Origin of the sequence: Mesorhizobium sp. (assembly GCF_004963255.1) — a bacterium.
Classification (GTDB): domain Bacteria; phylum Pseudomonadota; class Alphaproteobacteria; order Rhizobiales; family Rhizobiaceae; genus Mesorhizobium.
The window spans coordinates 32,031-53,004 of record NZ_SUGA01000027.1 but is presented as its reverse complement, the minus strand read 5'-3'; the positions used below and the strand labels follow the sequence as shown (position 1 = coordinate 53,004).

Below are 20,974 nucleotides of genomic sequence, written 5' to 3'. Positions count from 1 at the left end.
CTTCAGCGCCTCATCGGGCTGCGCGGCTCTCCGCCCCGCCAGCTGCCCTCGGCCCACATCCGCTCCAGCGCCACCCGGTAGTTCGGGAACCGGAAGCGATAGCCGGCCGCCTTGATCGCCTTGTTGGCGACACGCTTGTTCTCGCCATAGAAAGACCGCGCCATGGGCGAAAGTTGGGCGGTCTCGAAGGGAATTTCCGGCGGCGGCGCGACGCCCATGAGCCGGGCGGCGTAGGCCACGACATCCTGCGGCGGCGCCGGCTCGTCGTCGGTAACATTGAAGATGCCGCCGAGATTGCCGCCGGCGAGCAGCCACAGCGCGCCGGCGATGTCGTCGCAATGGATGCGGTTGAACACCTGCCCCGGCTTGACCAGCCGCCGCGCCGTGCCCTCCTCGAGATTGGCCAGCGCATTGCGGCCGGGCCCGTAGATTCCGGAAAGCCGCAGCACCGCGACTGGCTTTCCGATCTCGCGGCCAAGCCTCAGCCATTCCTGTTCGGCCGCCACCCGCATCACCGAGCGCTTCGACACCGGCCGGCAGTCGCTGGTCTCGTCCACCCAGGCGCCGCCATGGTCGCCATAGACGCCCACGGTGGACAAATAGCCGACCCATTCCAGCGCCGGCATCGCTTGCCGCAGCGCATCGCCGGCGGCGTTCAGCACCGGGTCGCCGGCCTCGTCGGGAGCGACGGAGACGATGAGATGCGTGGTTTTGGCGAGCGCATCGCCGAGCTCGGGCGACAGCGCGCCGTCGAATTGCAGCGGCTCGATACCGGCCGACCGCAGCGCCTCGAACTTTTCCGGCGCCCGGGTCGTGCCGCAGATCGCCGCGCGCTGCCCGTAGGCCCGCGCGAAAGCCTTGCCGGAATAGCCGGCGCCAAAGATGAAGAAGCGTCTTTCGCTCATCGATGAACCTCTGCGGATGCCAAGCCCGCCAGCCATTCTTCGCGAACCGCCGCATCGATTTCGGTCCTCGAAGCCGTGGCGGCAAGCTCGCCAAATTCGCGATCGGCAAGCAATCGCGACAGGGCCCAGATTGCCGCACCCCGCACCAGCGGCGAGACGTCGTCGAGCAGGTGACGCACAGTGTGCGCTAACGACGCGTCGCCCGAATTGCCCGCGGCGATCAGTACGTTGCGCACAAAACGGTCGCGGCCGATGCGCTTGACCGGCGAGCCAGAGAAGAACGCGCGGAACGCCGCATCGTCGAGCGCGAGCAGGTCCGAAAGCTTGGGTTCGCGCAGATCGTTACGCGCGGCAAGCTTCGCCTCCGAGGCCGCGCTGGCGAATTTGTTCCATGGGCAGGCGGCCAGGCAATCGTCGCAGCCATAGATGCGGTTGCCGATCTTGTCGCGGAATTCACGCGGGATCGGCCCTTTGTTCTCGATGGTGAGGTAGGAGATGCAGCGCCGCGCGTCGAGCCGGTAGGGGGCCGGGAAAGCATCGGTCGGGCAGGCGTCGAGGCAGGCGCGGCAGGAGCCGCAATGGTCGATCTCGGCCTGGTCCGGCTCAAGCTCAGCCGTGGTGAAGATCGTGCCGAGGAACAGCCACGAGCCATGCGCGCGGCTGACCAGGTTGGTGTGCTTGCCCTGCCAGCCGAGCCCCGCGGCTTCCGCCAGCGGTTTTTCCATGACCGGCGCGGTGTCGACGAACACCTTTACGTCGCCGCCGGCCTTTGCAACGATCTTGCCGGCGATCTCCTTCAGCCGGCCCTTCATCACGTCGTGATAGTCGCGGTTCTGCGCATAGACCGAGATCGCGCCGCGGTCGGGTTTTTGGAGGATATCGCGCGGATCATGGTCGGGGCCGTAGTTCATCGCCAGCACGATGATCGAGCGCACCTCCGGCCATAGCGTCGATGGCTCGGCGCGGCGTTGAAGCGTCTCGGCGATCCAGTCCATCGAGCCGTGGAAACCGTCAGCGACGAATTCGGCCAAGCGTGCGGGCGCCAGCGGGATCGCGTCCGGCCGCGTCACGGCGACCGCCTCGAAGCCGGCGCGGCGCGCCTCCGCGTCGATCAGCGTGCGTAAGGTTTCAGAAGTCGAGGTCCGCATAATGCGATACCGGCGACAGGCCGCGCACCCGGTCGGAGAGCAGCGGCCGGAACGACGGCCGCGATTTCACCCGCGTGTACCATTCGCGCGCGGCGCTGTGTTCGCGCCAGTCGATCTCGCCGAGATAGTCGAGCACCGACAGCGTCGCCGCCGCCGCGAGGTCGGCATAGGTCACCTTGTTGCCGGCCAGCCAATGGCGCGTGCCGGCCAGCCAATTGGTGTATTTCATGTGCTGGCGGATGTTGGCGCGGGCGGCCCGGATCGCCGCCGAATCGGGCGAGCCGCCGCCGGCTGTTTCCGGCATCACCGGCTTCAGCACGCGCTCGCGCACCAGATGGCGGGTGACTTCGCTCTCGGCCTTCGCCAGATACCAGTCGGTCAGCCGGCGGATTTCGGCGCGCTGCATCGGATCCTCGGCGAACAGCCTTTTGTCGCGCTTCAGCACCCCGCGCGTCTCGTCGAGATATTCGGCAATCACCATGGCGCCGACGATCGGCACGTCGCCTTCGGCGAGCAGGATCGGCAGCGTGCCGGCCGGGTTCAGCGCCAGGAACTCCTTGCGCCGCGTCCACGGCTTTTCCTCGATCAGCGCCAGCTCCTCGCCATACTCGCCAAAGGCGAGACGCACGAACCGGCAGGTGGCGAACATGGGATGATGGAAAAGCGTCAGCATGGTTCCGCGATGATAGGGCGCACTGGCGAATCGATACCTGCACCGGTAAGTCTTGGCGGCCCGTCATGCGGCCGTCACGGTGTTGCGACCTATAGGGGGACTTCCGCGCCGTGACAAGCAAGCCGTTGTCCCAGCTATCCCCGAAATCCTGAGGTTGCCATGGAAAGCCAGACCATCGTCGAAGCGCTGCTGCTTGGGCTTTTGGAGGGCCTGACCGAGTTCATCCCGGTGTCCTCGACCGGCCACATCCTGCTTGCCGGCCATTTCCTCGGCTTCCACTCCACCGGCAAGGCCTTCGAGATCCTGATCCAGCTCGGCGCGATCCTGGCCATTTTGAGTGTCTATTTCGGCAAGCTCTGGCAGATGCTGGTCAAGCTGCCCAGCGACCCGCAGACCAGGCATTTCGTCATCGGCATCCTGATTGCCTTCCTGCCGGCGGCGGTCATCGGCGCGGTGGGTCACGACTTCATCAAAAACTATCTGTTCGAATCGCCAAAACTGATCTGCAGCATGCTGATCATTGGCGGCGTGGTGCTGCTCGTCGTCGACCGCATCAACTTCAAGCCGGTGCATCACGACGTCGAGCGCTTCCCGTTGAGCGTCTATCTCAAGATCGGCCTGTTCCAGTGCTTGTCGCTGATCCCCGGCACCTCGCGCTCCGGCTCGACCATCGTCGGCGCGCTGCTGATGGGCGTCGACAAGCGCGCGGCGGCGGAGTTCTCCTTCTTCCTCGCCATGCCCACGATGGTCGGCGCCTTCGCCTTCGACCTGTTCAAGAACCGCAACGTGCTGACTTCGGCCGACCTGCCGGTCATTTCCGTCGGCTTCATCGCCGCCTTCGCCGCCGCGTTGATCGTCGTGCGCTTCCTGCTCGATTACGTCTCGAAGAACGGCTACGCGCTGTTCGGCTGGTGGCGGCTTGCGGTCGGGGTGGCGGGGCTGGCGGCGCTGATGGTTTGGGGGTGAGCGGCAGGACCGCTCATTGAGATAAGGCCGAGTTCCTTCGCGCCCCCCCTCTGCCCTGCCGGGCATCTCCCCCACGAGGGGGGAGATTGGTAGTTCTGCCGTCGGCACCACTTCTTGCAACGTTGGCGATTGGCGAAAGCGAGAGCGACATCTGATCTCCCCCCTCGTGGGGGAGATGGCCGGCAGGCCAGAGGGGGGCGCTGTCCCGCCAGCCTATCGCCATTGAGCAGGCGCTCAATCCCTCCCATAAAACGCGTTCTCGACATGCACCGGCCAGCGCCAGGGCAGCACCGCCACCATGTCGAAACGCAGCGAAAGCCGCCCGTAATCCGGCTGGCGCGACAGCCACAGATCCGCGGCGCCCTCGATGCGGCGCTCCGATTCATGGCCGATCGCTTCCATCGCCTCTATCAGCGTGCGGCGCGCCTTGACCTCGACGAACAGCACGAGATCGCCGCGCCGGGCGATCAGGTCGATCTCGCCGAGCCTTGTGCGATGGCGGCGGGCAAGGATGCGGTAGCCTTTCAGCATCAGCGCCAGCGCCGCCAGCCATTCGCCGCGATGACCGCGCCGATAGGCCTTGCGGCGATGGCCGACCGTGCGCTCAGCCACCGTCGGCTCCTTTTTGCTCGACGATGATCTTATCCAAAAACCGGCTTCCACTTTTTGGGATCATGGTCCGTTCTTGAGCTCCAAGAGCCGCCGGTAGAGCGCCTGTTTCTGGCCGCCGGTCATCTTCGCCGCCTCCGACGCCGCCTTCGAGGCCGGCATCTCGGCCGCCAGCGACAACAGCAGCCGGTCGATGTCGGCCGGCTGCTCTTCCGCTGCTTCAGGCGGGCCGACGCAGATGACGATCTCGCCCTTCGGCGTGTCGGCGGCGGCATAGTGGCCGGCCAGCTCGGCCAGCGTGCCGGTGCGCATCTCTTCGAAAGCCTTGGTCAGCTCGCGCCCGATCGCGGCCTTCCGCGCGCCCCCCAGTGCCTCGACCATGGCGGCAAGCGTCTCGGCCAGCCGTCTGGGCGACTCGAAGAAAATCAGCGTTGCCGGCACCGCCTTGAAGGTTTCCAGCTTGGCCAGCCGCTGCCCGGTCTTCACAGGCAGGAAGCCGGCGAACAGGAAGGCGTCGGAGGGCAGGCCCGACGCCGTCAGCGCGGCAAGCGCGGCCGAAGGTCCTGGAATCGGCACCACGCGGATGCCCTGCTCCAGCGCCTCGCCGACCAGCCGGTAGCCGGGATCGGAGACCAGCGGCGTGCCGGCGTCGGAGATCAGCGCCACGCTTTGCCCGGCCGCCAGCGCCTCGATCAGTTTCGGCCCGGCCTCTTGCGCATTGTGCTCGTGATAGGCGGTGGTGCGGCGGCGGATGCCGTAGCGTTCGAGCAGCACGCGCGAGACGCGCGTGTCCTCGCAGGCGACGATATCGGCGGCGGCCAGCGTCTCCAGCGCGCGCAGCGTGATATCAGCCAGATTGCCGATCGGCGTCGCCACCAGATAGAGCGCCGGCGAGAGCGGCCGCGCCGCGATCTCGGTCTGTCCGATCAGGTAGCTGCTTCTGTCGTCGGTCAAGGATAACCCTCCGTCCAAGCAATTCCAGGAAAAGTGCGTAGCGGTTTTCCGTCCGGAATTGCGAAAGAACAAAGTCTCTTTGGCATGGCTGACGGCCTGTTGCAAAACGTGAGGTCGGGTCAAGGAAATCGCCATGCCTTTGCCACAGTGCGGAACGAAACCCACAGCGGCGAATTTAACCCCTGATTCCCCGGGAGGAGGCAGGACCGGACGATGCCCAGTCGCTTCGACATCTTCATCAGCCGACTTGAAAGCAAGGCCGCCCGCGAGGGCATCCCTCCACACCCCATCGCCGCCCAGAGCGGCGCACGTCGCGACAAGGCCGATGCGAAGCCTGACCGCCCCGATGACGCGCATGGCGAGAAGCACCGCGGCAAGCACCGCCAGAAGCACGACGCTTAGAACAACCAGCAACGTTCGCCATCTCGCGCTTCGTCATTCCAGGGCGGAGCAAGGAGCGAAGCGACGCGCGCAGACCCTGGAATCCATGCCGTTACATCGAAGCGCCACCAACGGTGCAGAATTCTGGACCGCCGCACCCTTCGCATAGGTCACGGCATGGATTCTTGGGTCAAGCCCGAGAATGACGAACGCGCTGGGGATCGCCGCAGCCTTCAGAGATACCGAGGCACCTTCGTTTCCAGCAGCCGCACCAGTTCCGGGTCCATGAACTCGTAGTCGTCCGGGATATCGAGGCAGATCACCCTGGCGCCCTTCAGGCTCGATCGGAATTTCTTCTGCAGCTTGGCGCGATGCGCCTTCTCCATGACGAAGATGATGTCCGCCCACGCGACCAGTTCATGCGTCAGCGGGTTGTCGGCGTCATGATTGGTGCCGGCCGATTCCACCCCGATGTCGCGGCGCTTGGAAAACACCTGCTCGGCGGTCGGACTGCGCAGCCGGTTCTGGCTGCAGACGAACAGAACGTTCTTCAAACAGCTTACCGCGCCAGATCCGCCACCACCGCATCCAGCACGATCATGCCGGCGGTCGTGGCGCGTAGCCTTGCATTGCCGACCGGCGCCACCAGCCCTTCTTCCTGCAGCACCGAAAGCCGTGCGCTGGAGAGGCCTCGCCCCGACAGCGCCTCGTAGCGCTGCAGGTCGATGCCTTCGGCGAGCCGCAAGCCCATCAGCAGGAATTCATCGGCTTCCTCGGAGCGCGTGAGAATCTCGCCGCCGGTGACGCCATGCCCCTTGGCCTCGACCAGGTTGGCCCAGGTCTCCGGCATCCGTTCCGCTATCGTCACGGTGCGGCGGCCGTTCTCGACGAAGCGGCCATGCGCGCCCGGACCGACGCCGACATATTCGCCATAGCGCCAATAGGTGAGGTTGTGCCGGCTTTCGGCGCCCGGCCGGGCGTGGTTGGAAATCTCATAGGCCGGCAGCCCATGCGTCGCCGTCACCTCCTGCGTCAGCGCATAGAGATCGGCGGCATGGTCGTTGTCGGGCAGGGTGAACTTGCGCGCCGCGTGAAGCGCATGGAAGGGCGTGCCCTCCTCGATGGTCAGCTGGTAGAGCGAGAGATGGTCGACCGCATAGCCAATCGCCTGTTCCAGCTCCGCCCCCCACGCCTCCGGTGTCTGGCCGGGCCGGGCATAGATCAGGTCGAAGGAGAGACGGGGAAATATGTCCCGCGCCAGCCCGATGGCATAAAGCGCTTCCTCGACATTGTGCAGCCGGCCGAGGAAGCGCAAATCCTTGTCGTTCAGCGCCTGCACGCCGAGCGAGACGCGGTTGACGCCTGATGCGCGGTAGCCGCGGAAACGCTCGGCCTCGACCGAGGACGGGTTGGCCTCCAGCGTCACCTCGATGCCTTCAGGCACCGTCCAGTTCCTCGCCACCGCATCCAGCACCGCGCCCACCGTTTCCGGCTTCATCAGCGACGGCGTGCCGCCGCCGAGAAAGATGCTGGTCACCTCGCGTGGCCCGGTGCGGGCGCGCATGGTTGCGAGCTCGGTCTCGAAGGCGCGGGCGAAGCGCTCCTGGTCGACCGGCTGGTGGCGGACATGGCTGTTGAAGTCGCAGTAAGGGCACTTGGCCGCGCAGAACGGCCAGTGGATATAGACCCCGAAGCCGGGGCTGCGGTCGAGCGGTATGGTCACTGCGCTCATGCGGGCCCTGATCGCGCCAGATCCAATCTGGCCAAATCCAATCGCGCTTCGGCGAATTTCTGGAAGGCGCGGGCGCGGTGCGAAAGCGCCTCCGCCTGGCCGGGCTTCCAGCCATGCTTTTCTTCTGCGCTCATCTCGCCAAAAGTCTTGTCGAAACCGTTGGGCAGGAACACCGGATCGTAGCCGAAACCCAGCGTGCCGCGCGGCGGCCATACCAGCGTGCCCTCGGCCTCGCCCCGATAATATTCGGCCTCGCCGTCCGGAAATGCCAGGCAGATGACGGCGACGAAGCGTCCGCTGCGCTGCGAAGGCTCGGTCGCGCCGGCATCCTGCAACGCGGTCTCCGTCTTTTGCATGGCCATGCCGAAATCCCGGCTGCCGTCCGGCTTCTCGGCCCAGTTGGCGGTATAGACGCCAGGCGCGCCATCGAGCGCGTCGACGCAGAGACCGGAATCGTCAGACAGCGCCGGCAGGCCGGTCGCCTTGGCCGCGGCGAAGGCCTTGATATAGGCGTTCTCCTCGAAGGTCGTGCCGGTTTCGTCCGGCTCGGGCAGGCCGTATTCCTTGGCCGATTTCGCCTCGAAGCCGAACGGCGCCATCAGGTCGGCGAATTCGCGCAGCTTGCCGGCATTGTGGCTGGCGACGACGATCTTCTTTCCGTTCAAAGAATGCATCAGAAACCCCAGATCCTTGGCTCGGCGAACTCGATCGAATTGCCCGAAGGGTCGCGGATATAGATCGAGTGCCCGCCTTGCGGCCATTCGAAATCGCTTTCGATGGCGATGTTGTTGGCGGCGAGATGCTTGCGCCATGCGGCGATTTCGTCGGCGGTAGCCGCAAAACAGAGATGCCCCTCGCCGGCCGTGCCGTGCGGCGGCACTTTCAGGCGAGCGTCCGGCACCGGCGGAATTTTGGTTGCCTCGGCATTGAAGAGCAGCAGCACGCCGTCGCCGCAGCGGAAAAAGACGTGGCGGCCCTCGACCTTGCCCAGCGCTTCGAGGCCGATGATGTCGCGGTAGAAGGCTTCGGCGGCGGCGAGATCGATGACGTAGAGGGCCGATTCTAGGATGGCGGAAGGTCTCATAAGTGCCCTACGCCACCGCCATCTGCTGCAGGCTCACCAGCCGCGAGATGCCCTTCTTGGCCAGCCCCATCAGCGCCGCGAACTGCTCCTCGGAGAAAGGCTCGCCCTCGGCGGTGCCCTGGATCTCGACGATGCCGCCCTTGCCGGTCATGACGAAATTGGCGTCGGTGCCGGCCGAGGAATCCTCGAGGTAATCGAGGTCGATGACCGGCTGGCCGTCATGGATGCCGCAGGAAATCGCCGCGACATGATCCTTCAGCACCTTGGCGACGCTGACCATCTGGCGCGCTTCCATCCAGCGCAGGCAGTCGTAAAGCGCCACCCAGCCGCCGGTGATCGAGGCGGTGCGGGTGCCGCCATCGGCCTGGATGACGTCGCAGTCGACGGTGATCTGCTGCTCGCCCAGCGCCTGCAGGTCGACCACGGCGCGCAAGCTCCGGCCGATCAGCCGTTGGATCTCCAGCGTGCGGCCGCCCTGCTTGCCGGCGGAAGCCTCGCGCCGCATGCGCTCGCCGGTCGAGCGCGGCAGCATGCCGTATTCGGCCGTCACCCAGCCCTTGCCGGAATTGCGCATCCAGGCCGGCACTTTTTCCTCAAGGCTCGCCGTGCACAGGACATGCGTGTCGCCGAACTTCACCAGGCACGAGCCTTCGGCATGCTTGGACACGCCGCGCTCGAAGGAGATGGCGCGCATTTCGTCGGCTTGGCGTTTGGAGGGGCGCATCGAGGCTCTTTCTGTTCTTTCCCGGATTCGTTGGCGGCTTGTAGACGCATGCAGTCTCTCGCGCAAAGGAAAAGGGGGCGCGGGCCAGGGCGGGTTGCGCGGGCCGACCGGGAGTCTATATCTTTCCGGTAGGAGGTTTCTCGCCGGAATGAACAGACCAGTCGATCCGATGTCGCAGTCACCCGGGCTTCAGTCGCCGGTGCTTCAGTCACTCGACATGCGCTCGCGCGATATTTTCCGGCGGATCGTCGATTCCTATCTGCGCGACGGCGAGCCGGTCGGTTCGCGCAGCCTGTCGCGCATCCTGCCCTCCTCGCTGTCGCCGGCCACCATTCGCAACGTGATGAGCGACCTCGAGCATCTGGGGCTGATCTACGCGCCGCATGTTTCCGCCGGCCGCCTGCCGACTCAGACCGGCCTGCGCTTCTTCGTCGATGCCTTCATGGAGCTCGGCGATCTTTCCGACGACGAGCGCCGCATCATCGAGGCGCAGGTGCGCGCCTCAGGCTCCGGCGCGACGCTGGAGCATATGCTGACCGAGGCCAGCCAGATGCTGTCCGGCATGTCGCGCGGCGCCGGCCTCGTGCTCGCCTCCAAGAACGAGGTGGCGCTGAAGCACATCGAATTCATCCAGCTCGAGCCCACCAAGGCGCTGGCCGTGCTGGTGTCGCAGAACGGCGATGTCGAGAACCGCGTCGTCGACCTGCCCGCCGGCACCACCGTCTCGCAACTGCACGAGGCGTCCAATTTCCTCAACGCCCATATCAGGGGCCGCACGCTTGCCGAGGCGCGCGCCGAGATCACCCGCATCAAGGACGAAACCAAATCCGCCCTCGATACGCTGTCGCAGGATCTTGTCGAGAAGGGGCTGGCGGTCTGGGCCGGCGCCGAAAGCGGCCTGCCGGCGCGTCTCATCGTGCGCGGCCGCGCCAACCTCTTGGAAAACGTCACCGCCCAGGCCGATCTCGAACTGCTGCGCCATCTGTTCGAGGACCTGGAGACGCAGGACGGGCTGCTGCAGCTGCTCGACCTCGCCGAGGAAGGGCCGGGCGTGCGCATCTTCATCGGCTCGGAGAACAAGCTGTTCTCGCTGTCCGGCTCGTCGCTGGTCGTCGCGCCCTACCGCGACAAGGACGCCCGCGTCATCGGCGCGCTTGGCGTCATCGGGCCGACGCGGCTGAATTACGCCCGCATCGTGCCGATGGTCGACTATACGGCGCAGCTGATTTCGCGCATGCTCCGCTAGGTGTATCGATATTCAGGTGAGGCCGGCCTGCGAACGACGGCTTCCTGCGCTTCCGGTGCTCACGTACCTTAAGTACACTCCGCTCCGGTTCTCGGAAGCCACCGTTCTCGACTCGGCCTGACCTGAATCTCGCCACACCTAGGGTCGCGGCAGCTGCAGAGGGAGAAAAAAATGGCGTTGGAAGCAATCAAGGCCCAGATCGACCTCCTGCTGCAGGAAATGATCAACCAGCCCGAGGACGACCACGAGATCCAGGAGCAGCTGCGCGAGAAATTGCGGGAACTCCGGGCCATGGGCCTGCCCTTGCCGGCCGATCTCGTCGAGTTGGAAAAGCGCCTCGACGACGATCTGGATACCGAAGAGACCTAAGCTCCGGCGCTCCGTCAAATCCGCGTGCGCAAGCTTCTCTTTTCGGTCGTTTGCCCAATATGTCCTGCTCGGAGCGCCTGACCGAGCGAGGCGCATTGGCAGACGACGGAGAACAGCATGATACGGATCGCTGGCCTTGCGGGCATTGCCTTGATTCTCGCCACCGGTGCCTTTGCGCAGCAGGCCCCCTTGCTCAGCGGCGAAAAGGCCTTCAGCGACTGGAAGGCCGATCGTCCGGGCGTGCGCCGGCTGCTGAAGCCGCAGGATCAACCGGAACCCGATGTGGCGGAGTCCGCCGCCAATGGCGGCGGCGTCACCGATCGCCCGGAGGGCGCGAAGCCACAGCTTCCGCCGGGCTTCTCCGCCGAGCTGGTCGCGTCGGGTATCGACAGTCCACGCGTGGTCCGCGTGGCCCCGAACGGCGATCTCTTCGTCGCCGACAGTCGGGCAAACCAGGTCCGCGTCTATCGCCTGGCCGAGGACAGCGCGAAGCCTGCCGAGACCTCGATCTTCGCCAAGGGCCTGACGCGACCCTACGGCATCGCCTTCTATCCGCCGGGCGACAAGCCGCAATGGGTCTATGTGGCCAACAGCAACAGCGTCGTGCGCTTCCCCTATCGCGACGGCGACCTCGAAGCTTCCGCCAAGCCGGAGACCATCGTCGCGAAAATTCCCGCCAGCCATCATTGGACGCGCGACATCGCCTTCGCGCCCGACGGCAACACCCTCTATTTGTCGGTCGGCTCCGGCTCCAACATCGCCGAGGACATGGGAGCGAAGCCGAAGGGTGGTGTCGAGGCGTGGGCGAAATCGCAGCCGCTGGGCGAGGCCTGGGGCCCGGAGGAAGGCCGCGCCGACGTGCTCGCCTTCGACCCCGACGGCAACAACCGCCGCACCGTTGCCACCGGCCTGCGCAACTGCTCCGGCATGACCGTGCAGCCGGCGACTGGCGCGCTCTGGTGCGTCGTCAACGAGCGCGACGAGCTTGGCGACAACACCCCCTTCGAATACGCGACCGCCGTCAAGGACGGCGCCTTCTATGGCTGGCCCTGGTATTATATCGGCGACTATGAGGATCCGCGCCACGAGGGCGCGCGGCCCGATCTCGCCGGCAAGGTCACGATGCCCGACGTACTGATCCAGGCGCATTCGGCGCCGCTCAACATCGCCTTCTATGACGGCGGCAATTTCCCGGCTGAGTACAGGGGCGACGCCTTCGTCACTTTGCATGGCTCGTGGAACCGCAATGTCCGCACCGGCTACAAGGTGGTGCGGCTGCGGTTCAAGGACGGCAAGCCGACCGGCGAATATGACGACTTCGCCACCGGCTTCGTCATATCCGACGACGCGGTCTGGGGCCGCCCGGTCGGTGTCGCCGTGGCCAAGGACGGCGCCCTGATCCTCACCGAGGACGGCAACGGCACCATCTGGCGCGTTACGTATGGAGATGGCCGGTCCTGACGGTTCCGACGCCACAGCTTTTCACAAATTTCTGGTGCCAGGTCGGAATTTATCCTACCTAGTAGGTAGCGAGAAGGAGTCCAACCGTGAACAACGCCGAGAAAGTGAGCGTTACCATGGCGCGCGAGCAAATGCAGGCTATCCGCGAGAGAGTGGAAGCCGGCGAATTTGCCACCGTCAGTGAAGCCATGCGTGACGCCGTGCGGGTATGGCAGCGGCAACGCATCGAGGATGCCGAGCGCCTTGAGGCTATCCGAGCCCGTGTCCGCCGCTCCATCGAGGATCCCAGGCCGTCCTTGAGCGAAGACGAGGCCGACGCCGCGCTTGAGGCCGCTATCGCCGGAATCGACAAAGACCTGGACCGTGCGGCGTCTTAGGGTCACCTACCGACCCGACGCCATCGCGGACCTGGCCGAAGTTTACCGGTTCATCGCCACGCAGGGCCAAAGCCGCAACGTTGCATTGGCCTTTGTTCGGCGCATACGTGCCCGCTGCCGCAAGATTGGCGATGCGCCAAACGGCGGCCGACGACGTGACGACCTTCAAGCAGGGTTGCGCACCGTGCCTTTTGAGCGCAGCACTGTAATTGCTTATCGCGTCGGCAAGACCGTGGAAATCGTCAATGTATTTTACGGCGGCCGGGATTATGAGGCGTTGTACCGGGGCCACGACGAAAGCACTGAGGAATAAGAGCAGACGCTTGCAAAGGGGCGACCGCGCTCATGGTTTTGCGGCATGACTCATGGCGAACTCATGCACCGTGCCGCGCGGCGTTAGCATTGCGGGATCAACAATCAGGCTCGGGATCATGACACTCACCGGTTTCCTCGCTTACAGCGCCGCCCTCGGCGTCGCCGCCGCCATTCCGGGCCCCGGCGTCACGGCGCTGGTTGCCCGCGCGCTCGGCTCCGGCTTCCGTTCCTCGCTTGCCATGTCATTTGGCCTGATGCTCGGCGACCTCACCTATCTCACCGCCGTGGTGCTTGGGCTGGCCTTCGTCGCCCAGACCTTCGGCATGGTCTTCTTGGCCATCAAATGGGCCGGCGTCGCCTATCTCGCCTTTCTCGCCTGGCGCTTCTGGACCAGCGGCATCACGCCCGAGACCGTCGAGGCGCGCAAGGCCAGGGGCGGGCTGCTGTCGAGCTTCATCGCCGGGCTGACGGTGACGCTAGGCAATCCCAAGACGATGATCTTCTACCTCGCCATCACGCCGACCATCGTCGATCTGAAGACGATCACGCTCGCCGACTACGCCATTTTGGCGATGCTCACCGTGGTGGTGCTGTTCGTGGTGCTGGTGCCTTATCTGGCTTTGGCCGCCAAGGCGCGCTGGTTCCTGAAATCGCCGCGCGCGCTGAAGGTGCTCAACCGCACCGCCGCGGGCTTCATGATGGGCGCGGCCGCCGCGATCGCGGCCCGCCAGTAGGCTCCAATCTCAACCCGTCCCGGATTTCAGCCAAGTCATTCCGAAATCGGGCCACTACGGAAAATGCATTTCCGCTGCGGCGCGCTTTTCAGCAACCGCCCCACTCGGATATTTTAGGTCGCCGGCCTATCTTGCGCGGCTGAAAGCCCTATTCTGTTTTGCCTATGCCATTGCCCTGGGAGCGAACCAAATGAACAAGCCCGTCACCTCCGCGCGCGTGCCCGGCCGCGGCCGCGTCTTCAATTCGATCACGGAGACGATCGGCGACACGCCGCTGGTCAGGCTGGACAAGTTCGCCAGGGAGAAGGGCATCGTCGCCAACCTCATGGCCAAGCTCGAATTCTTCAACCCGATCGCTTCGGTCAAGGACCGCATCGGCGTCGCCATGATCGAGGCGCTGGAGGAAGCCGGCAAGATTACGCCCGGCAAGACCACGCTGATCGAGCCGACCTCCGGCAACACCGGCATCGCTCTCGCCTTCGCCGCCGCCGCCAAGGGCTACAAGCTGATCCTCACCATGCCGGAGACGATGTCGGTCGAGCGCCGCAAGATGCTGGCGCTGCTCGGCGCCGAGCTGGTGCTGACCGAAGGACCGAAGGGCATGAAGGGCGCCATCGCCAAGGCCGACGAGCTTGCCGCCACGCTGCCCAACGCCATCATCCCGCAGCAATTCGAGAACCCCGCCAATCCCGAGATCCACCGCCGCACCACGGCCGAGGAAATCTGGAACGACACCAATGGCGAGGTCGATATCTTCGTCGCCGGCATCGGCACCGGCGGCACCATCACCGGCGTCGGCCAGGTGCTGAAGAAGCGCAAGCCCTCGGTGCATGTCGTGGCGGTCGAGCCGGAGGCCTCCCCGGTTCTGTCGGGCGGCCAGCCCGGTCCGCATAAGATCCAGGGCATCGGCGCCGGCTTCGCGCCGAAGATCCTCGACACGTCCGTCTATGACGAGATCGTCAGGGTCTCGAACGAGGATTCGGTCGCCAATGCCCGCCTGGTCGCGCGCCTTGAAGGTGTGCCAGTCGGCATCTCCTCGGGCGCGGCGTTGCAGGCGGCCATCGTCGTCGGCTCGCGGCCGGAGAACAAGGGCAAGAACCTCGTCGTCGTCATCCCCTCCTTCGCCGAGCGCTATCTCTCGACCATCCTGTTCGACGGTCTGGGGGCGTAGGCGGCATATACCTCGGGCTTCAGCGGCCCCTCGCGGTCGTCATTCCAGGGCGAAGCAGGAGCGAAGCTTCGTCGCGGAGCCCCTGGAATCTATTCTGTGACCGTGGCCAAAGAATGCCACGGCCCAGAATGTCCCAACCTCGTCATCCACGGGCGGAGCAAGGAGCGAAGCGACGCGCGCAGACCCGAGGATCCATTCCGTGACTTCGACGCGTCGCAACGGTGCAGAATTCTGCTCCGCTGCATCCTACGATCGAGGTCACGGCATGGATCCCAGGGTCTCCGCGACGCCGCTTCGCGGCTGCTTCGCCCAGGGATGACGAAGTTGAGAGGCTTCCGCCAATCCCCAGCGTTTGCGCCGATCCCCCGGAAGGGTGATGACGCCTGCTCACTGAGCAAACCGACATTAACCCCCCACAAGCTTCGCCTTCTCACCCTGCAGGAAACGCCGCAGCGCCGGGTCGCGCTCAAGGCCGATCGCCTGGTCGTAGGCCTGCGCCGCCTGCTTCGTATTGCCGAGTCTGGCCAACAGCCCGGCGCGGGCGGCCCAATAGGGCTGGTAGTCCTGCAGCCGCTTGTCCTCGCCCAGCACGTAAAGCGCCGCCAATCCTGCCGTTGCGCCCTCGGTCTCGGCGATCGCCACCGCGCGGTTGATCGCCACCACCGGCGAGCTGGCGACGGCCTGCAGCGCGTCGTAAAGCTGGCGGATCGCCAGCCAGTCGGTGCCGCTGCCGCGCCGGCGCGCCGCGTGGGCGGACTGCACGGCGGCCTCCAGCTGGTAGCGGCCGATGATGCCCCTTTGCGCGGCGCCCGCCAGCAAGGCCTCCGCCTCGTCGATCAGGCTGTCGTCCCAAAGCGCGATATCCTGTTCGGCCAAAGGCACGAAGTCTCCATCCGGGCCGCGCCGTGCCGAGCGGCGCGCCTCCGCGAACAGCATCAGCGCCAGTAGTCCCAGCGCCTCCGGTTCGTCCGGCATCAGCGAAGCGACCAGCCGTCCAAGCCAGATGCCTTCGCCGGCGAGGTTGCGCCGGCTGGCATCGGTACCGGTCGCATCCGACCAGCCTTCGGCGAAGGTCGCGTAGATCGCTTCGAGCACCGTGCTCAGCCGCTCGCCCAGCTCCGCCTGTTCTGGCACGCGGAACGGAATCCCGGTCTCGCGGATGCGTGCCTTGGCGCGCACCAGCCGCTGCCCCATCGTCGCCGGCGAGACCAGGAAGGCCGAGGCGATCGTCGCGGCGTCGAAGCCGAGGATCGTCTGCAGGATCAGCGGCGCGCGCACGCTGGCCTCGATTGCCGGATGGGCACAGGCGAACATCAGCCGCAACCGGTCGTCGGGCAGCTCCTCGCCGCTCATGCGCGCCTCCATTTCCTCGGCGATCAGCTGCAGATGATCGCGCGCCGCCTCGCCGGTCAGCCGCCGCCGCACGGCGTCGACGTCGCGCCGGCGCGCCACCGCGAGCAGCCAGGCTTCCGGCTGCGCCGGCACGCCGCTTCGAGGCCAGCGCTCCAGCGCGGCGGCGAAGGCGTCGGCCAGCGCGTCCTCGGCGCCGGCGACGTCGCGCGTGCGCGCCGCCAGCCAGGCGACCAGCTTGCCGTAGCTGCGCCGGGCGGCCGCTTCCGCCGCCGCCCGCGCGATCTCCGAGCGATCATCCATCGCGGCTCACTCCGCGGCGGCGACGTACTCTGCCATTTCCCAGATCGGCCGCACCTCGACCGTGCCGGTGGAGGACGCGGGACAGCGCGCGCCCCATTCGATGGCCGTGTCGATGTCGGCCGTCTCGATCATGTAAAAGCCTGCCAATTGCTCCTTGGTGTCGGCATAGGGGCCGTCGAGCACATTGGTCTTGCCGCCGGCGAGCCGGACCGAGGTGGCCGCCTGGGTCGGGCGCAGCCGCTCGCCGGCGATATAAGCGCCGGATTTCTTCAGCGCCTCGGTATAGGCGCCATAGGCCGCGAGCACCTGCTGGGTCTGCTCCTTTGGAGCATTCGCCATCGCGGCTTCGTCATTGTAGATCAAAAGCATGTATCGCATGGTCTTCTCCCGTTTCTTGAAGGCCGCGTCGTTGCGTGCCGACCTATGTCGTGTGGCATCGACCGTTTTCGACAGGCGCCGGAAAAATCTTTCGTCCCCAAAGCAGCCAAGCGCAAGCCGGCGCATTTTTCGCCGCCACTCAACCGTTCGTCCAGATGATGATCCCAAAAGTGGACTCCGGTTTTTTGGAAAGGATCTGATCAAACAGAATGCGTTGAATTGCGGGTTGGCATTTGGCTCCTCCTGTCTAAACTCACGAGCCTCGCGACGGGGAGGCGACGCGACTGTTTCAGGAGGAGAAACCCATGCTCGATTTCAGGACGAAATTTGTTGCCGCCGGCGCTTTGGCGCTGTCGCTGGGTCTCGGCATCGTGTCGGCCGGGGCGCAGGAGTTCATCAATGTGCTCACCGGCGGCACGTCGGGCGTCTATTATCCACTCGGCGTCGCGCTGTCCGAAATCTACGGCAAGGGCATTGAGGGCTCGCGCACGCAGGTTCAGGCGACCAAAGCTTCGGTCGAGAATCTCAATCTCCTGCAGCAGGGCAAGGGCGAGATCGCGTTCGCGCTCGGCGATTCGGTCAAGATGGCCGCCGAGGGCAACACCGAAGCCGGCTTCCCGGGCAAGCTCGACAAGTTGCGCGGCATTGCCGCGATCTATCCCAACTACATCCAAATCGTCGCCAGCCAGGACTCCGGCATCAAGACGCTCGCCGACCTCAAGGGCAAGAGCCTGTCGGTCGGCGCGCCCGCCTCCGGCACCGAGCTCAACGCGCGCGCCATCTTCGCCGCCGCCGGTCTGAAATACGAGGATCTCGGGCGCGTCGAATACTTGCCCTTCGCCGAGTCGGTCGAGTTGATCAAGAACCGCCAGCTCGACGCCACCTTGCAGTCGGCCGGCCTCGGCGTCGCCTCCATCCGCGATCTCGCAACTTCCGTGCCGATCAACGTCGTCGCCGTGCCGGCCGGGGAAGTTGCCAAGATCGGGGCGCCCTATCTTTCCGTGGTCATCCCGAAAGGCACCTATGAAGGCCAGGCGGAAGATGTCCCGACCGCCGCGGTAGGCAACTTCCTGATCACCCGCGCCGACGTCTCCGACGACACCGCCTATCAGATGACCAAGCTCTTGTTCGAGCATCTCGACCAGCTCACCGCCGCTCATGCCGCCGCCAAGGCGATCGATCCGGCCAAGGCGCTGGACGGCATGCCCGTGGCGTTGCATCTCGGCGCGGAACGATACTACAGGGAAAAGGGCCTGCTGAAATAGGCCCTCACCATCGAGGAATGGCTATCGCATAGCGCAGCGCCCGCCCCTTCATCGGGCCGCTTCGCGGCCACCTTCTCCCCGGGGGAGGAGAAGAGGTTGGCAGCGACGCCGACAATCTCCTCCCCTCGGGGAGAGATCAGCCGAGCGAAGCGGAGGCTGGGCGAGGGGGAGCGCCATACACGGTTTCCCTCCCCTCAACGGAGAACGGTATTGCCCGCCAGGAACCCGCCAATGACCGAGACCCCGACCGTTCTTTCCCCGGCCGTCGAAGAACAGGTCGAAGGCCTGCCGCCGGGCTTCGGCGACGGCCTCGCCGGCAAGGCCGCCTTTGCCATCGCCGTCGCCTTCTCCGTCTTTCAGATCTACATCGCAGCCTATGGCAGCCTGCCCAGCCAAGTCGTGCGGGCCATGCATGTCGGCTTCCTGCTGCTGCTCGGTTTCGCCCTGATCGCCAATTTGCGCGCCACCGGCGTGGCGGCGAAGGCCGCGTTCTGGACGCTCGGCGCGCTGGGCTTTCGCGACAGGCCTCTACAACTGGATCTTATATGCCGACCTCATCCGCCGCTCCGGCTTCCTCACCACGCCGGACCTGGTCGTCGGCACGCTGCTGGTTGTGCTGGTCTTCGAAGCCGCCAGACGGCTGATGGGCCTGCCGCTGGCGGTCATCGCCTTCATCTTCCTCGCCTACTGCTTCGTCGGCAATCATCTGCCGCCGCCCTTCATCCATCGCGGCTATGATTTCGCGCAGCTGGTCGACACCTTCGCCTATGGCACCGAGGGCATATACGGCACGCCGGTCTATGTGTCGGCCGCCTATATCTTCATCTTCGTCGTCTTTGCCGCCTTCCTCGAGCGGGCCGGCATGATCGCGCTGTTCAACGATTTCGCGCTCGGCCTCGTCGGCTCATGGCGCGGCGGCCCGGCGCAGGTTTGCGTGCTCTCCTCCGCGCTGATGGGCACCATCTCCGGTTCGGGCGTCGCCAATGTCGTCGCCAGCGGCCAGTTCACCATTCCGCTGATGAAGCGCTTCGGCTTCCGCTCGGCCTTTGCCGGCGCGGTCGAGGCGACCTCCTCGATGGGAGGCCAGATCATGCCGCCGGTGATGGGGGCCGTCGCCTTCATCATGGCCGAGACGCTGAACATCCCTTATGCCGAGGTCGTCAAGGCGGCGATCATCCCGGCGCTGCTCTATTTCGGCGCCTGTTTCTGGCAGGTGCATCTAGAGGCGGGCAAGGCCGGGCTGCATGGCATGGCCAAGGCCGAGTTGCCCGATCCCTGGGAGGCGGTGCGAAAGCACTGGCCGCTCGTGCTGCCGCTCGCCGTGCTGGTCTACCTGCTGTTTGCCGGCTACACGCCGATCTTCGCCGGCACGATGGGCCTGGCGCTGACCATCGTGCTCATCCTCGGCACACCGCTGGCGGCGTTAATCGGACCGCTCGCCTTCCGCGTCGTCTTCTGGCTGGCCCTCGGGCTTGCCGCCGCGTCCTTCATGCGCTTCGGTGTCAATGTGCTGAGCCTCGTCATCGCGGCGCTCGTCATTGCCTGCCTCGCCTTCAAGGGTGGGCGCGAGACGCTGCGCATCTGCGTCGATTCGCTTGCCGAAGGGGCCAAGAACGCGCTGCCCGTCGGTATCGCCTGCGCTATCGTCGGCATCGTCATCGGCACGCTGACGCTCACCGGCATCGCCTCCACCTTCATCGGCTGGATCATCTCCATCGGCGAGAACAATCTGTTCCTGTCGCTGGTGTTGACCATGCTCACCTGCCTGGTGCTCGGCATGGGCATTCCGACGATCCCCAACTACATCATCACCTCCTCTCTTGCCGGCCCGGCGCTGCTGTCGCTCGGCGTGCCGCTGGTGGTCAGCCACATGTTCGTCTTCTATTTCGGCATCATGGCGGACCTGACGCCGCCGGTGGCGCTCGCCGCCTTCGCCGCCGCGCCGATGGCCAAGGAAAGCGGATTGAAGATCGGCATCCAGGCGACAAAGCTCGCCATTGCCGGCTTCGTCGTGCCGTTCATGGCCGTCTACACGCCGGCCCTCATGCTGCAGGACGCTGGCCCGATCGCGGCCTCGTTCGGCTATCCCGTCGAGGTCGCCTATATCGTCGCCAAGGCCTGCATGGGCATTGTGTTGTGGGGCGCCGCCGCCGTCAGCTTTCTCGCGCGGCGCATGGCCTTGTGGGAGCGTCTCGTCGCTTTCGCAGCCGGCCTGCTCCTGGTGGTCGCGCTGCCGCTCACCGATGAGACCGGCTGGGCGCTCGCCCTGGCGTGGATCGGCTGGCATTGCTGGCGCGCGCGCCGGCTGTCCATGGCCGGCGCCGCATGAGCCTGTGCATCCTCGCCGCCGGCAAGACGGTGACGCTCGCCGCCGCCGCCTTCACCCTGTCCTGGACGCATTCGGTGGAACGGACGCGCTGGCGGGAGGATTGGAAAGTGTCGCCCGCCGGACTGCAGGTCGTCGAGGCGCGGGTCAAAGGCTCCGGCGCCGGCATGGACCCGCCCGAGGGCTCGGTGCTGCGGGACGGCTGGTGGATCTATGCGCCACGGATCGGGCCCCAGCCGCGTCTGGTGCTCGCGGCGTCCGGCGCCACCGGGGAAGGCTGGACGCTGTGCACGGTCATGGGTTGCCGGGAGCTGGGCGGGGCGGCCGGCGAAGCCACCGTGCTCGAACCCTGCGCCGGCTCGAGCCAACCGCGATAGCGCACTATCAGCCCGGCCAGCCCGCCGATCTTAAAGCATGTCTCCCAAAAGTGGGAACCGGTTTCGGGAAAAAGACATGCGTAAAATCAAAAACCTAAAGTGCATGGAGCGAATCTGAAAGATCGC

Annotated in this window: 23 protein-coding genes and 1 pseudogene; 12 read left to right on the top strand and 12 right to left on the bottom strand. The window is 65.7% G+C overall.

Translation table 11 applies throughout. From position 1 onward, the window contains the following. Positions 1–2: 2 nt before the first annotated feature. Genes E5X34_RS23550 through E5X34_RS23540 form a run of 3 tightly spaced genes read right to left on the bottom strand, consistent with a single transcriptional unit; the run spans position 3 to position 2,726 of the window. Entirely contained in the window at positions 3–905 is a 903-nt protein-coding gene (locus E5X34_RS23550) for an SDR family oxidoreductase (RefSeq protein WP_292569585.1), read from the bottom strand. Then, positions 902–2,053 carry a tRNA epoxyqueuosine(34) reductase QueG gene (gene queG, locus E5X34_RS23545; RefSeq protein ID WP_292569582.1) on the bottom strand — a complete coding sequence of 384 codons (1,152 nt, stop codon included), beginning with the start codon at positions 2,051–2,053 and terminating at the stop codon, positions 902–904. Before queG ends, E5X34_RS23550 begins: the two co-directional genes overlap by 4 nt. Beyond that, entirely contained in the window at positions 2,034–2,726 is a 693-nt protein-coding gene (locus E5X34_RS23540) for a glutathione S-transferase family protein (RefSeq protein ID WP_042645260.1), read from the bottom strand. The genes queG and E5X34_RS23540 overlap by 20 nt, the downstream gene beginning before the upstream one ends. Before the next feature lie 159 nt (positions 2,727–2,885). On the opposite strand from E5X34_RS23540, the gene E5X34_RS23535 reads away from it, so the two are divergent. Next, positions 2,886–3,692 carry an undecaprenyl-diphosphate phosphatase gene (locus E5X34_RS23535; protein ID WP_292569580.1) on the top strand — a complete coding sequence of 269 codons (807 nt, stop codon included), beginning with the start codon at positions 2,886–2,888 and terminating at the stop codon, positions 3,690–3,692. A 234-nt stretch (positions 3,693–3,926) separates the two neighbouring features. Here the strand turns inward: E5X34_RS23535 and E5X34_RS23530 are convergent, their stop codons facing one another. Together E5X34_RS23530 and rsmI are read right to left on the bottom strand one after the other, a co-directional pair. Further along, positions 3,927–4,304: a YraN family protein gene (locus tag E5X34_RS23530; RefSeq protein ID WP_292569577.1), complete on the bottom strand. Its 378-nt coding sequence runs from the start codon at positions 4,302–4,304 to the stop codon at positions 3,927–3,929. A gap of 60 nt (positions 4,305–4,364) precedes the next feature. Next, a complete protein-coding gene (rsmI, locus tag E5X34_RS23525; RefSeq protein WP_292569574.1) occupies positions 4,365–5,255 on the bottom strand; it encodes a 16S rRNA (cytidine(1402)-2'-O)-methyltransferase in 891 nt (296 codons plus the stop codon). 213 nt (positions 5,256–5,468) lie between these two features. Between rsmI and E5X34_RS23520 the strand changes: the two genes are divergently transcribed. After that, positions 5,469–5,657 (top strand): hypothetical protein, encoded by a 189-nt coding sequence (locus E5X34_RS23520; protein WP_292569570.1) that lies wholly within the window; start codon positions 5,469–5,471, stop codon positions 5,655–5,657. Between the two features lie 212 nt (positions 5,658–5,869). On the opposite strand, the gene E5X34_RS23515 is transcribed toward E5X34_RS23520, so the two are convergent. From E5X34_RS23515 to rph, 5 genes are read right to left on the bottom strand one after another with little or no spacing between them, the layout of a single operon-like run. Beyond that, complete coding sequence (locus tag E5X34_RS23515; protein ID WP_292569569.1) at positions 5,870–6,190, bottom strand: low molecular weight protein tyrosine phosphatase family protein; 321 nt, start codon at positions 6,188–6,190, stop codon at positions 5,870–5,872. Positions 6,191–6,195: 5 nt separating this feature from the next. Continuing rightward, a complete protein-coding gene (gene hemW, locus E5X34_RS23510; protein WP_292569568.1) occupies positions 6,196–7,368 on the bottom strand; it encodes a radical SAM family heme chaperone HemW in 1,173 nt (390 codons plus the stop codon). Further along, complete coding sequence (rdgB, locus tag E5X34_RS23505) at positions 7,365–8,042, bottom strand: RdgB/HAM1 family non-canonical purine NTP pyrophosphatase (protein ID WP_292569565.1); 678 nt, start codon at positions 8,040–8,042, stop codon at positions 7,365–7,367. Before rdgB ends, hemW begins: the two co-directional genes overlap by 4 nt. After that, positions 8,042–8,452, bottom strand: a complete 411-nt coding sequence (locus E5X34_RS23500; protein ID WP_292569562.1) for a VOC family protein — start codon at positions 8,450–8,452, stop codon at positions 8,042–8,044. The genes rdgB and E5X34_RS23500 overlap by 1 nt, the downstream gene beginning before the upstream one ends. A gap of 7 nt (positions 8,453–8,459) precedes the next feature. After that, positions 8,460–9,176, bottom strand: a complete 717-nt coding sequence (gene rph / locus E5X34_RS23495; protein WP_027169620.1) for a ribonuclease PH — start codon at positions 9,174–9,176, stop codon at positions 8,460–8,462. 169 nt (positions 9,177–9,345) lie between these two features. Here rph and hrcA point away from each other — a divergent pair, with 169 nt between their 5' ends. The 7 genes from hrcA (at position 9,346) to cysK (ending at position 14,849) form a co-directional block, all read left to right on the top strand. Then, positions 9,346–10,422: a heat-inducible transcriptional repressor HrcA gene (hrcA, locus tag E5X34_RS23490; protein ID WP_292569686.1), complete on the top strand. Its 1,077-nt coding sequence runs from the start codon at positions 9,346–9,348 to the stop codon at positions 10,420–10,422. 171 nt (positions 10,423–10,593) lie between these two features. After that, positions 10,594–10,791, top strand: coding sequence for a hypothetical protein (locus E5X34_RS23485; RefSeq protein WP_292569559.1), 198 nt, complete (start codon positions 10,594–10,596; stop codon positions 10,789–10,791). A 117-nt stretch (positions 10,792–10,908) separates the two neighbouring features. Then, positions 10,909–12,252, top strand: a complete 1,344-nt coding sequence (locus tag E5X34_RS23480) for a sorbosone dehydrogenase family protein (protein WP_292569556.1) — start codon at positions 10,909–10,911, stop codon at positions 12,250–12,252. Between the two features lie 86 nt (positions 12,253–12,338). Next, a complete protein-coding gene (locus E5X34_RS23475) occupies positions 12,339–12,629 on the top strand; it encodes a ribbon-helix-helix domain-containing protein (protein WP_292569553.1) in 291 nt (96 codons plus the stop codon). Continuing rightward, positions 12,616–12,942 (top strand): type II toxin-antitoxin system RelE/ParE family toxin, encoded by a 327-nt coding sequence (locus E5X34_RS23470; protein ID WP_292569550.1) that lies wholly within the window; start codon positions 12,616–12,618, stop codon positions 12,940–12,942. Before E5X34_RS23475 ends, E5X34_RS23470 begins: the two co-directional genes overlap by 14 nt. A 118-nt stretch (positions 12,943–13,060) precedes the next feature. Further along, positions 13,061–13,678 (top strand): LysE family translocator, encoded by a 618-nt coding sequence (locus tag E5X34_RS23465; protein WP_292569547.1) that lies wholly within the window; start codon positions 13,061–13,063, stop codon positions 13,676–13,678. Positions 13,679–13,868: 190 nt separating this feature from the next. Beyond that, on the top strand, positions 13,869–14,849 hold the full coding sequence (gene cysK / locus E5X34_RS23460; protein ID WP_292569544.1) for a cysteine synthase A: 981 nt from the start codon (positions 13,869–13,871) through the stop codon (positions 14,847–14,849). 405 nt (positions 14,850–15,254) lie between these two features. Here the strand turns inward: cysK and E5X34_RS23455 are convergent, their stop codons facing one another. Further along, a complete protein-coding gene (locus E5X34_RS23455; RefSeq protein ID WP_292569541.1) occupies positions 15,255–16,502 on the bottom strand; it encodes a DUF6596 domain-containing protein in 1,248 nt (415 codons plus the stop codon). A gap of 6 nt (positions 16,503–16,508) precedes the next feature. Further along, positions 16,509–16,880, bottom strand: a complete 372-nt coding sequence (locus E5X34_RS23450; protein WP_292569538.1) for a YciI family protein — start codon at positions 16,878–16,880, stop codon at positions 16,509–16,511. A 305-nt stretch (positions 16,881–17,185) separates the two neighbouring features. Here E5X34_RS23450 and E5X34_RS23445 point away from each other — a divergent pair, with 305 nt between their 5' ends. From E5X34_RS23445 to E5X34_RS23435, 3 genes and pseudogenes are all read left to right on the top strand, one after another. After that, a complete protein-coding gene (locus E5X34_RS23445; protein ID WP_292569534.1) occupies positions 17,186–18,145 on the top strand; it encodes a TAXI family TRAP transporter solute-binding subunit in 960 nt (319 codons plus the stop codon). A gap of 231 nt (positions 18,146–18,376) precedes the next feature. Further along, positions 18,377–20,474: pseudogene (locus E5X34_RS23440) on the top strand (TRAP transporter permease). Next, positions 20,471–20,848 (top strand): DUF1850 domain-containing protein, encoded by a 378-nt coding sequence (locus E5X34_RS23435; protein WP_292569531.1) that lies wholly within the window; start codon positions 20,471–20,473, stop codon positions 20,846–20,848. Before E5X34_RS23440 ends, E5X34_RS23435 begins: the two are co-directional and overlap by 4 nt. The last annotated feature ends 126 nt before the right edge of the window (positions 20,849–20,974 follow it).